This is a genomic window from Citrobacter sp. Cpo109 (assembly GCF_030332565.1).
GTDB lineage: Bacteria > Pseudomonadota > Gammaproteobacteria > Enterobacterales > Enterobacteriaceae > Citrobacter > Citrobacter portucalensis.
The window spans coordinates 75,815-88,258 of record NZ_JAOWHQ010000062.1 but is presented as its reverse complement, the minus strand read 5'-3'; the positions used below and the strand labels follow the sequence as shown (position 1 = coordinate 88,258).

Here is a 12,444-nt window from a genome sequence, read left to right as displayed (position 1 = left end):
AGTTAGTCATGGTGAGTTTAGAGAAGAACGATCGTGTAATGTTGGCGCGCCAGCTGCCATTAAAATCTGTTGCCCTGATCCTGGCCGGTGGCCGCGGTACCCGCTTAAAAGATTTAACCAACAAACGTGCCAAACCTGCTGTGCACTTTGGCGGTAAGTTCCGCATTATCGATTTTGCCTTATCCAACTGTATTAACTCCGGGATCCGCCGTATTGGCGTGATCACTCAGTACCAGTCCCACACGCTGGTGCAGCATATTCAGCGCGGCTGGTCGTTCTTTAGCGAAGAGATGAACGAGTTCGTCGATCTGCTACCTGCCCAGCAGAGAATGCAGGGTGAAAACTGGTATCGCGGCACGGCGGATGCGGTGACCCAAAACCTGGACATCATTCGACGCTATAAAGCGGAATATGTGGTGATCCTCGCGGGCGATCATATCTACAAGCAGGACTACTCACGCATGCTGATCGACCACGTCGAGAAAGGCGCGCGTTGCACCGTGGCCTGTATGCCAGTGCCTATTGAAGAGGCCAGCGCGTTTGGCGTGATGGACGTGGACGACACCGATAAAATTATCGAGTTCGTTGAAAAACCCGCCAACCCGCCAGCGATGCCTGGCGACCCGACCAAATCTCTTGCCAGTATGGGGATCTACGTTTTCAACGCCGATTATCTGTATGAATTGCTGGCGGAAGATGACCTTGATGAAAACTCCAGTCACGATTTCGGTAAAGACATTATCCCGAAAATCACCGAAGCTGGCATGGCGTATGCACATCCATTCCCGTTGTCCTGCGTGCAGTCTGACCCGGAATCCGAGCCGTACTGGCGTGACGTGGGTACGCTGGAGGCCTACTGGAAGGCGAACCTCGATCTGGCTTCGGTGACGCCTGAACTGGACATGTACGACCAGGACTGGCCAATCCGTACGCACATGGAATCGCTGCCACCGGCGAAATTTGTTCAGGACCGTTCCGGCAGCCACGGAATGACGCTGAACTCGCTGGTTTCTGGCGGATGCATAATTTCAGGTTCGGTGGTGGTGCAGTCCGTTCTGTTCCCGCGAGTGCGGGTGAATTCATTCTGTAACATTGATTCGGCAGTGTTGTTACCTGAAGTGTGGGTGGGACGTTCGTGCCGCTTACGTCGTTGCATTATCGACCGCGCCTGCGTTATTCCCGAAGGCATGGTGATTGGTGAAAACGCGGAAGAAGATGCGCGTCGTTTCTACCGTTCAGAGGAAGGTATTGTGCTGGTCACGCGTGAAATGCTACGCAAACTGCAGATCAAACAGGAGCGATAATGCAGGTTTTACACGTTTGTTCAGAGATGTTCCCCCTGTTAAAAACCGGGGGACTGGCGGATGTTATTGGGGCGTTACCCGCAGCGCAAATAGCGGACGGCGTGGATGCCCGCGTGCTGCTCCCGGCGTTTCCTGATATTCGTCGCGGCATTCCCGATGCGCAGGTAGTGACGCGTCGGGATACCTTCGCCGGACGTATCACGCTGCTGTTCGGGCATTTCAACGGCGTGGGTATTTACCTGATTGACGCGCCGCATCTCTATGACCGCCCCGGTAGTCCGTATCACGACACTAACCTGTTTGCTTATACCGATAACGTGCAGCGTTTTGCATTGCTGGGCTGGGTTGGCTGTGAAATGGCCTGTGGCCTTGACCCATTCTGGCGCCCGGATGTGGTGCATGCGCACGACTGGCATGCGGGTCTGGCTCCGGCGTATCTGGCGGCGCGCGGCCATCCGGCGAAATCGGTGTTCACCGTCCACAACCTGGCGTATCAAGGCATGTTTTATGCAAAGCATATGGATGACATCCAATTGCCATGGTCGTTCTTTAATGTGCACGGACTGGAGTTTAACGGGCAGATTTCGTTTCTGAAGGCAGGGTTGTACTACGCCGACCACATTACGGCGGTCAGTCCGACCTACGCGCGGGAAATTACCGAGCCGCAGTTTGCCTACGGCATGGAAGGTCTGTTGCAGCAACGTCATCGCGAAGGGCGCCTTTCCGGCGTGCTGAACGGCGTTGATGAAAAAATCTGGAGCCCGGAAACCGATCTCCTGCTGGCATCGCGATATACGCGCGACACGCTGGAGGAGAAGGCAGAAAACAAACGTCAGCTTCAGATAGCGATGGGACTTAAGGTCAACGATAAAGTACCGCTGTTTGCTGTGGTGAGCCGTCTGACCAGTCAAAAAGGGCTGGATCTGGTGCTGGAAGCGCTGCCGGGGTTGTTAGAGCAGGGTGGACAGCTGGCATTGCTAGGCGCGGGCGATCCGGTATTACAGGAAGGATTCCTCGCCGCAGCGGCGGAACATCCAGGACAGGTGGGTGTGCAGATCGGCTATCACGAAGCCTTCTCGCACCGCATCATGGGTGGGGCCGATGTGATATTGGTTCCCAGCCGTTTTGAGCCGTGTGGCTTAACGCAGTTGTATGGACTGAAGTACGGCACGCTGCCGCTGGTGCGGCGCACCGGTGGGCTGGCTGATACAGTCTCTGACAGTTCGCTGGAAAACTTGGCGGACGGTATCGCCAGTGGGTTTGTATTTGAAGATAGTAATGCCTGGTCGCTGTTACGCGCGATCCGGCGTGCTTTCGTATTGTGGTCCCGGCCTTCGCTTTGGCGGTTTGTACAACGTCAGGCCATGACCATGGATTTTAGCTGGCAAGTCGCGGCGAAGTCATACCGTGAGCTTTACTATCGCTTGAAATAGATATCCAGGAATCACCTATATGAATGCTCCATTTACTTATGCATCGCCCACACTCAGCGTAGAGGCACTTAAGCATTCTATTGCCTATAAGCTGATGTTCACGATTGGTAAGGACCCGGTCATTGCCAATAAACATGAGTGGCTGAACGCCACGTTGTTCGCGGTGCGCGACCGTCTCGTGGAGCGCTGGCTGCGTTCTAACCGTGCGCAATTATCTCAGGAAACTCGTCAGGTCTATTACCTGTCTATGGAGTTTCTGATTGGCCGCACGCTTTCCAATGCACTGTTATCGCTGGGCATTTATGACGATGTCAAAAATGCGCTGGAAGGAATGGGGTTGGATCTTGAAGATCTGATCGACGAAGAAAACGACCCGGGTCTTGGCAATGGCGGTCTCGGGCGCCTGGCGGCCTGCTTTCTGGACTCTCTGGCAACGCTGGGATTGCCGGGACGCGGCTACGGTATTCGTTATGACTACGGCATGTTCAAGCAGAACATTGTTGATGGCCGCCAGAAAGAGTCGCCGGACTACTGGCTGGAATACGGTAACCCGTGGGAATTCAAACGCCACAACACGCGCTACAAAGTGCGTTTTGGCGGGCGTATTCAGCAGGAAGGTAAGAAAACGCGCTGGATAGAAACCGAAGAGATCCTCGCGGTCGCCTACGACCAGATTATCCCCGGCTACGACACCGACGCCACCAACACGCTGCGTCTGTGGAATGCCCAGGCCAGTAGCGAGATTAATCTCGGTAAATTTAACCAGGGCGACTACTTTGCGGCGGTGGAAGATAAAAACCACTCCGAGAACGTCTCCCGCGTACTGTACCCGGACGACTCCACCTATTCAGGACGTGAACTGCGGCTGCGCCAGGAGTATTTCCTGGTCTCCTCCACGGTGCAGGACATTCTGAGCCGTCATTACCAGCTGCACAAAACCTACGACAACCTGGCGGATAAAATTGCCATTCACCTCAACGACACCCATCCGGTGCTGTCGATCCCAGAGCTAATGCGTTTGCTGATCGATGAGCATAAGTTCAGCTGGGACGATGCGTTTGAGGTCTGCTGCCAGGTCTTCTCGTATACCAACCACACTTTGATGAGCGAAGCGCTGGAGACCTGGCCTGTCGATATGCTGGGCAAAATTTTGCCGCGCCATCTGCAAATCATCTTTGAAATCAACGACTACTTCCTGAAGACGTTACAGGAACAGTATCCGAACGATACCGCTCTGCTGGGGCGGACGTCGATTATCGATGAATCTAACGGCCGTCGTGTGCGTATGGCATGGCTGGCGGTGGTGGTGAGCCACAAGGTTAACGGCGTTTCCGAGCTGCACTCCAACCTGATGGTGCAGTCACTGTTTGCTGATTTTGCGAAGATTTTCCCGACTCGTTTTTGCAACGTCACCAATGGCGTGACGCCGCGTCGCTGGCTGGCGCTGGCCAACCCGTCGCTCTCTGAAGTGCTGGATGAGAACATTGGCCGCACCTGGCGAACCGATCTCAGCCAGCTCAGTGAGCTTGAGCAGCACTGCGATTACCCGCTGGTAAATCAGGCGGTGCGCCGCGCGAAGCTGGAGAATAAAAAGCGTCTGGCCACGCTTATTGCCCAGCAGCTGAACGTGGTGGTGAACCCGAAATCGCTGTTTGATGTGCAGATAAAGCGTATTCACGAATACAAACGTCAGTTGATGAACGTGCTGCATGTGATTACCCGCTACAACCGCATTAAGGCCGATCCTGACGCTGAGTGGGTACCGCGTGTGAATATCTTCGCAGGTAAAGCGGCTTCTGCTTATTACATGGCGAAACACATCATTCACCTGATCAACGACGTCGCGAAAGTGATCAACAATGATCCGCAAATTGGCGACAAGCTGAAAGTGGTGTTTATCCCCAACTACAGCGTCAGCCTGGCGCAGGTGATTATTCCTGCTGCTGATCTGTCTGAGCAGATTTCTCTGGCCGGGACCGAAGCCTCCGGTACCAGTAATATGAAATTTGCTCTTAACGGCGCGCTGACCATCGGGACGCTGGACGGTGCCAACGTTGAGATGCTGGAGCATGTGGGCGCAGAAAATATCTTTATCTTTGGTAATACGGCGGAAGAGGTCGAGGCTTTACGCAGCCAGGGCTACAAGCCGCGTGAGTATTATGAGAAAGACGAAGAGCTGCACCAGGTGCTGACGCAGATTGGCAGCGGGGTGTTCAGCCCTGAGGAGCCGGGACGCTATCGTGACCTGGTGGATTCGCTGATTAACTTTGGCGACCACTATCAGGTTCTGGCGGATTATCGCAGCTACGTTGATTGCCAGGATAAGGTAGATGAACTGTATCGTCACCCGGAAGAGTGGACCACCAAGTCGATGATTAATATCGCCAACATGGGGTACTTCTCGTCGGACAGGACGATCAAAGAGTACGCCGAAAACATCTGGCATATTGATTCGGTGCGGTTGTAATAAGGGATAGGACTACCTGTAGGCCGGATAAGGCGCTAGCCGCCATCCGGCAAAAGGCCCGATAGCGATGACGCTTACCGGGCCTACAGGGCGCTCGTTGCCGGGGGCGCTTCGCTTGCCCGGCCTACGTTCGTGTACTTGCTTACGACGCCAGCGACAGCTGGTGTTTCTCGATATACTCCGCCAGCCACTGGGTCATGCGTGACTGCTGCTCAGCGTTCAGCCACATACCTTCTTTCGTGCGACGCCACAGCGCATCTTCCGCGCGACGAACCCATTCGTGATCGACCAGATATTTCAGCTCGGCCTCATAAAACTCATGGCCAAAGTCTTCACCTAACTCGGCAAGCGAGGAGGCTTCGCCGATGACCCATTCGGTGTTGCTGCCGTAGGTGCGAGAATAATGGCGTGCCAGCGACTCGGTCAGGAACGGGTATCGACGGCGCAGTTTGGCTGCGTAATCTTCGCGATCACCGCCAATGTCGCCGCCAGGCAGAATGCACTCTTTCGTCCACGCCGGACCAATTCCCTGATAGTACGATGCCAGTTTTTCCATCGCGTGCTCAGCCAGCTTACGATAGGTCGTCAGCTTACCGCCAAAGACCGACAGCAGCGGCGCTTTGCCGTTTTCGTCGTGGATATCCAGCGTGTAATCACGGGTGATCGCCTGCGGTGAGTCAGACTCGTCATCGCACAGCGGACGCACGCCCGAGTAAGTCCAGACGATATCATCACGACCCAGTTGTTTCTTAAAGTGCGCGTTGTAGACCTTCAGCAGGTAATTGATTTCGCTTTCATCAATTTTCACTGCTTTCGGATCGCCTTTGTATTCAACGTCTGTCGTCCCGATGATCGAGAATTCGTCCATCCATGGGATAACAAACACGATACGCTTATCTTCGTTCTGCAGAATATAAGCTTGCTTCTGGGTATGTACGCGCGGCACAACGATGTGGCTGCCTTTAATCAGGCGAATGCCGTACGGCGATGGCAGGTGCATACCGTCGTCGAAGAACTCTTTCACCCACGGACCAGTGGCGTTGACCAGGCCACGCGCCTGCCAGGTGTATTTTTTGCCGGTATCGATATCTTCAGCTTCAACAATCCACAAACCGTTTTCACGGCGAGCAGAAGTGGCGCGAGTGCGGGTTAATACTTCTCCGCCTTTGCGTACGACCATTTGGGCGTTTGCCAAAACCAGTCGCGCATCGTCTACCCAGCAGTCAGAATATTCGAAACCGCGCACAATCTCAGGTTTCATTACGGAATCTGCGCCAAAACGCAAACCAGTAGAACCTGGCAAACTGGTGCGTTTGCCCAGATGATCGTACATAAACAAACCAATGCGGATCATCCACGCCGGACGCAGGTGCGGGCGGTGGGGCAGACGAAAGCGCATCGGGAAGGCGATATGCGGTGCCATTTTCAACAGCACTTCACGTTCGGCCAGCGCTTCGCTTACCAGACGAAATTCGTAGTGTTCCAGGTAGCGCAGGCCACCGTGGATGAGTTTGGAGCTAGCGGAAGAGGTGGCGCAGGCTAAATCCTGCGCTTCCAGCATCAGCACGGATAAACCGCGTCCAGCGGCATCTGCCGCGATACCGGCACCGTTGATGCCTCCACCTATCACAATCAGATCTTTGGTTTCCATGCTGGCCTCTCGCACTTTCGTTATAGCTCATTAATGTTCGTTATCGAGCATAATAGCAAAGAATCGCGCCATTGGTAACATCGAATAAACAATTTACAGTGATACATATAACATTATGGCGTTTAACTGCCGTCGGGACGTACACTAAGCAGTAACATGTCCGAAAAGCGTCACCTGCCATATAAAGAAGAGAGAGCAATGGATCAGTTTGAATGTATTAATGTCGAAGAAGCGCATCAGAAGCTGCATCAGGGTAGCGCGGTGTTAGTGGATATCCGTGATCCGCAAAGCTATGCCATGGGTCATGCCCCGCAGGCGTTTCATCTGACGAACGACACGCTGGGGTCATTTATGCGCGAGCATGATTTCGACACCGCCGTGTTGGTGATGTGTTATCACGGCAACAGCAGTAAAGGCGCGGCGCAATATCTTCTTCAGCAGGGCTATGACGCGGTTTACAGCGTTGACGGCGGCTTCGACGCCTGGCATCGACATTTTCCGGCAGAAGTGGCATACGGTTCGTAAGGCTATACCCAAATTAATTCGAGTTGCATCGCGACGGCGACGCAGCGAATCTCCGGGAGCGTACGAACAGTACGTGACCGGAGTGAGCGAGGAAAGCCAACAAAGATGCAGCTCGAAGTAAGAAGGGTATATATACTGTCCTCTTTTGTGTGGATGAAGCGACAGCAACCATGTTGATGATTACCTCTTTTGCTAACCCCCGCGTGGCGCAGGCATTTGTTGATTATATGGCGACACAGGGCGTTATCCTGACGATTCAACAACATCAGCAAACGGATGTCTGGCTGGCGGATGAGTCCCAGGCCGAGCGCGTGCATGCTGAACTGGCGCGATTTCTGGAGAATCCGGGCGATCCGCGCTACCTCGCGGCAAGCTGGCAGTCGGGTCAGACCGACAGCGGTCTGCACTACCAACGTTATCCGTTCCTGGCCACATTGCGCGAACGCGCAGGTCCGGTAACCTGGTTGGTGATGGCCGCGTGTGTGCTGGTGTTTATTGCGATGAACGTGCTGGGCGACCAGGCGGTGATGCTCTGGCTGGCATGGCCGTTTGATCCTTCGCTGAAATTTGAATTCTGGCGTTATTTCACCCACGCTTTTATGCACTTCTCGCTGATGCATATTCTGTTCAACCTGTTGTGGTGGTGGTATCTCGGCGGTGCGGTTGAAAAGCGTCTGGGCAGTGGAAAACTGATTGTAATTACCGTGATCAGCGCCCTGTTGAGCGGCTATGTTCAGCAGAAATTTAGCGGCCCGTGGTTTGGTGGACTGTCTGGCGTGGTATATGCGCTGATGGGCTACGTGTGGTTGCGCGGCGAGCGCGATCCGCAAAGCGGTATTTTCCTGCAGCGTGGTTTGATTATCTTTGCTTTGATCTGGATTGTTGCCGGCTGGTTTGATCTATTCGGCATGTCGATGGCGAATGGCGCTCATATCGCCGGATTGGCCGTGGGTCTGGCAATGGCGTTTGCCGATACTATAAATGTACGAAAACGAACTTGACTCAAGTTTTGTGGTGCCGGAAGGCGGTGTGCGTTTGGACCAATTTGTAGGCCGGATAAGCGTCAGCGCATCCGGCAAAATTTCAGGGAACCATAATGAAGCAAACACAACGACATGACGCGATCATCGAGCTGGTAAAAAAACAGGGATACGTCAGTACTGAAGAGCTGGTGGAGCATTTCTCCGTCAGCCCGCAGACGATTCGCCGCGATCTTAACGATCTGGCCGATCAGAACATGATTTTGCGCCATCACGGCGGCGCGGCGCTGCCATCCAGCTCGGTCAACACCCCGTGGCATGACCGTAAAGCGACGCAGACTGCGGAAAAAGAGCGCATTGCCCGCAAAGTTGCCACGCAGATCCCGAACGGCTCTACGCTGTTTATTGATATCGGAACCACGCCGGAAGCGGTGGCTCACGCGCTGCTTAATCACAGCAATTTACGCATTGTGACCAACAACCTCAATGTGGCGAACACGCTGATGGCGAAAGAGGATTTCCGCATAATCCTCGCCGGTGGTGAACTGCGTAGCCGCGACGGCGGTATTATGGGCGAAGCGACCCTCGACTTTATTTCTCAGTTCCGTCTGGACTTCGGCATCTTAGGGATCAGCGGCATCGACAGCGACGGTTCCCTGCTGGAGTTTGATTATCACGAAGTTCGCACCAAGCGCGCGATCATTGAGAATTCACGGCATGTGATGCTGGTGGTGGACCACTCGAAGTTTGGGCGTAACGCGATGGTTAATATGGGCAGCATCAGCATGGTGGATGCGGTGTATACCGACACGCTGCCGCCTGCTGGTGTGATGCAGGTGATTGCTGACCATCATATCCAGTTAGAGCTGTGCTAAGGTAATTCCAGGCCTGATAAGCGTTGTGTATCAGGCATTAACTAAACGCCGTACCCCATCATCTTCAGCAGCTTCTGCGCATGTTGCACCGCATCCTGGCGATGTGCGACACCGAGCTTTTGGTACAAATTGCGGATGTGCGTCTTGATGGTCGTTGCCGCGACGGCCAGCTCTCCGGCGATCTGCTCGTTGCTGTAGCCCGAATAAATCAGTCCCAGAACCTGCCATTCGCGCTGGGTCAGCGGGCTGGTGCGGATAAGCTCCGGCACTTCCGGGTGAGTAAGCAGACGCTCAACGAACCCTTCATCGAAGTGGGCAAATTTATGGCGGTGGTGCTGGTTAATCTCACGCAAAATGCGCTGGGCGCGGTGCTGATCGAGTTCCGGTAAGGTATTGAGCTGAATCAGCTGACGCAGTTGTTGCGCCATGGCCTCGCCTTCGATAACAAAGTGGCTGATGAACCCGGTGCGGTTCGCCAGCTGTAGGGCGTCGAGTAACACACGCTGGGCGTCATTTTTGCGCCCTGCCTGCCAGTAGAGCTGATTAAGCAGCAACAGGTTACGGTTCAGATCGCTCATCAGGCGCAGATTGCGCGCATTTTCATTCAACTCTTCCAGCACAATCTCAGCCGGTTCAAACTCGCCGAGCAGGATTTGCGCGCGAGCGATGTTGCGCCACTGGCTTTGCAGGAAGTGGTTATTGGCGAATTCTGGTTTTGGCGTGTGGCGCAGCCAGTTGGCGGCCGAGTTTTTGTCGCCCACCATTTGCCAGTAAATCACCCGCACCTTATCGGCGTTGGAGATCCAGTCGCTGTGATAGTGACCGTTACCCAGCAGGTTTTCCAGGCGGTTGAGCAGGCTGCGAGCGTTATCGAGATCGCCCCGTGCCAGTGAACACTGAACCAGCAGCGCCAGACACTGTAGCTGTTGCTGCGGCTGGAAAGTGGAAAGCAGTTCAATACCGCTACGGGCAGAGGCTTCTGATTCGTCCAGACGCGCCCATGCCCACAGTAGTTGTGCGCGAATACGTACCAGGAATTCGTGCATCGGCAGCTGTTCCAGGTGCTGCTCTTTGATCAGCTGGAATGCTTTTTCCTGAGTTTCCCAGGCGGCCTGTAAAAAGCCCTGGGCAAACAAAATTTCGCTTTGCTGGATAAGACTCCACAGCGCGTAATGCCAGACGTCATGATGACGCGCCATTTGCTCGGTTTGCTGCATTAACGCCAGAGAGCGCGTGAGATCGCCCTTACAGTGCAGGACTTCGCCGTGCACCGAGGTGGCGACGATCCGGCTATAGAACCAGGCGATGGGTAACTCATCCAGGGCCAGTTTCGCCAGGCGTTCGGCTTCGTCAGGGTTGCCGTCGTTAATCGCTACCTGCGCCCGTAAAGCGTTGAATTCGGCGTGCAGTGTCGGCTCCATGTCGCCTTTCATTTCCTGCTCTGCGCGCGCCAGCAAGGTGTTAACCTCTCCGTAGCGGTGCTGGCTTTGCATCAGCCAGGCTTGCAACAGAACCAGACGCGGATTTTCCAGCAGACTTTCCCACGGCAGGGCTTTCAGCGACTCTTCCAGTAACGTCAGCTCGCTATGGTTAAACAGTCCCCACGCATGATTAAGCAGGATATCGCGTAGCATATGGGCGTCGCCGGCTGCCAGCGCGTGGTGGATAGCTTCGCTGGGGAAGCCTTGCGCCATCCAGCTTTCGGCGGCGGCGCGGTGTATTTCGGGCAGTTCGTTCGCCAGCTCCCATTGGCAGCGCTGGCGTAAAAAGCTGCCAAACAGCGGGTGATAGCTGAACCACTCGCCAACGTCATCCATCCGCTGCAGGAATAACCCCTGACGCTCAATTTCTTCCAGCCGCATCTGGCCGTTTTCTTCCCCGGTAACGCGGACGATTAGCGCATCGTTCATGGAACGCAGAATGGCGCTTTTCAGCAGGAAGTGACGGGTGCCGAGGTCGACGCTGTCCAGCACTTCATCAACCAGATAATCGGACAAATGGCTGGCGTTGATCCCCGCGAGGCGTCGTGCTGACTGGTGCGCGGAATGATTGTTCTGGCGGGCGGAAAGGGCGATCAGTTGTAACGCCGTGGCCCAGCCAGCAACGTCATCGCACATCCGGCTGCTTTCTGCCGCTTCAATGGGAGAGGACAAACGTCGGTCGAAAAATTGTTTGGCTTCCTGATGGTTAAAGGCCAGCTGTTGGCTGCCTATCTCCAGCAGTTGATCGCGTACCCGCAGGTTGGCAATACCCAGTTGCGGCAGATTGCGCGACAGCACGACCAGCGTGAGGTTCTCAGGCTGGTGACGCAGGAAGAAACGCATCGCTTCGTGAATGGCCGGGTTAGAGATCAGATGATAATCATCTACTACCAGGTAGAGCGGGCGGTGCCACTCGGCCAGTTCGATAAATAGCTGGGCAAACAGTGACGTCAGGCTGGCGTACTGACGTTTTTGCACCATTGCTTCACTGGTGGTGCAGTGTCCACCTGTTGCCTGTTGGATAGCGGCGATCAGATAACTGGCAAAGCGCTCTTGCTGATTATCGCCCTCATCCAGAGAATACCAGCCTAAATCATTTTTCCCTGCCGCCCATTGTGAAACCAGCGTCGTTTTTCCATAACCAGCAGGACTTGTTATCAGGGCAAGCCTGAAATTGTTCGCGCCGGAAAGTTTAGCCAACAGGCGCTCACGAACCACCGTATGGTCGAGTCGAACCGGACGACTTAATTTAGACGGAATCAACATAAGTTAGTCACTTCACTGTGTGAAAATAGGGAAGAATGATTTTTTTTGCGCTTCGTAATTAATAGATATAAGGTCGGCCAGATTGGTGTTTTATGCAAGCTAAGCGGACTTTTTGTGTGTCTGATTTTGCACTATGTCACAAATCTATACATCTATTGCAATAAATGCTTTAAAGAGTCGCAACAGGCGTGGCGACTGGATCCGTTGTAATTTTGACTGTGTCGAAAAATCCCTCTCTTTTTATATGGTTACTCAAATAGCTAATGAATATCACCGAATTTTGTGGCCGACTTAAAAGTTTTATGTGAATTATCTTATCGGGCACAGATATTTCAGGTTAGAAACTATTTCCCTATTTACACATTGTTTCTCATCGTCATATCGCTATTTGATATTGTCGATTAATCCTTTGTTACTAATGCGTCATTCGAAGAGCGTTATGCCGGGTTTGCGCGAATTTAC

General features: G+C 53.9%; 8 protein-coding genes. 6 read left to right on the top strand and 2 right to left on the bottom strand.

Translation table 11 applies throughout. The features are described 5' to 3' along the window. The first annotated feature begins 8 nt into the window (after nucleotides 1-8). The 3 genes from glgC to glgP are packed head-to-tail and all read left to right on the top strand — an operon-like array spanning nucleotide 9 to nucleotide 5,204. Entirely contained in the window at nucleotides 9-1,304 is a 1,296-nt protein-coding gene (gene glgC / locus OGY71_RS14500) for a glucose-1-phosphate adenylyltransferase (RefSeq protein ID WP_003827621.1), read from the top strand. Then, entirely contained in the window at nucleotides 1,304-2,737 is a 1,434-nt protein-coding gene (gene glgA, locus OGY71_RS14495) for a glycogen synthase GlgA (protein ID WP_003827622.1), read from the top strand. The genes glgC and glgA overlap by 1 nt, the downstream gene beginning before the upstream one ends. A gap of 19 nt (nucleotides 2,738-2,756) precedes the next feature. Then, on the top strand, nucleotides 2,757-5,204 hold the full coding sequence (gene glgP / locus OGY71_RS14490; protein WP_003827624.1) for a glycogen phosphorylase: 2,448 nt from the start codon (nucleotides 2,757-2,759) through the stop codon (nucleotides 5,202-5,204). Nucleotides 5,205-5,346: 142 nt separating this feature from the next. Here the strand turns inward: glgP and glpD are convergent, their stop codons facing one another. Then, nucleotides 5,347-6,855 (bottom strand): glycerol-3-phosphate dehydrogenase, encoded by a 1,509-nt coding sequence (gene glpD, locus OGY71_RS14485; protein WP_286613437.1) that lies wholly within the window; start codon nucleotides 6,853-6,855, stop codon nucleotides 5,347-5,349. 198 nt (nucleotides 6,856-7,053) lie between these two features. Between glpD and glpE the strand changes: the two genes are divergently transcribed. The 3 genes from glpE (at nucleotide 7,054) to OGY71_RS14470 (ending at nucleotide 9,235) form a co-directional block, all read left to right on the top strand. Next, on the top strand, nucleotides 7,054-7,380 hold the full coding sequence (gene glpE / locus OGY71_RS14480) for a thiosulfate sulfurtransferase GlpE (RefSeq protein ID WP_003827629.1): 327 nt from the start codon (nucleotides 7,054-7,056) through the stop codon (nucleotides 7,378-7,380). A gap of 170 nt (nucleotides 7,381-7,550) precedes the next feature. Then, nucleotides 7,551-8,381 (top strand): rhomboid family intramembrane serine protease GlpG, encoded by an 831-nt coding sequence (glpG, locus tag OGY71_RS14475; protein WP_003827632.1) that lies wholly within the window; start codon nucleotides 7,551-7,553, stop codon nucleotides 8,379-8,381. Between the two features lie 95 nt (nucleotides 8,382-8,476). Continuing rightward, a complete protein-coding gene (locus OGY71_RS14470) occupies nucleotides 8,477-9,235 on the top strand; it encodes a DeoR/GlpR family transcriptional regulator (protein ID WP_003023499.1) in 759 nt (252 codons plus the stop codon). Nucleotides 9,236-9,276: 41 nt separating this feature from the next. On the opposite strand, the gene malT is transcribed toward OGY71_RS14470, so the two are convergent. Continuing rightward, on the bottom strand, nucleotides 9,277-11,982 hold the full coding sequence (malT, locus tag OGY71_RS14465) for an HTH-type transcriptional regulator MalT (RefSeq protein WP_003827634.1): 2,706 nt from the start codon (nucleotides 11,980-11,982) through the stop codon (nucleotides 9,277-9,279). Nucleotides 11,983-12,444 lie beyond the last annotated feature (462 nt).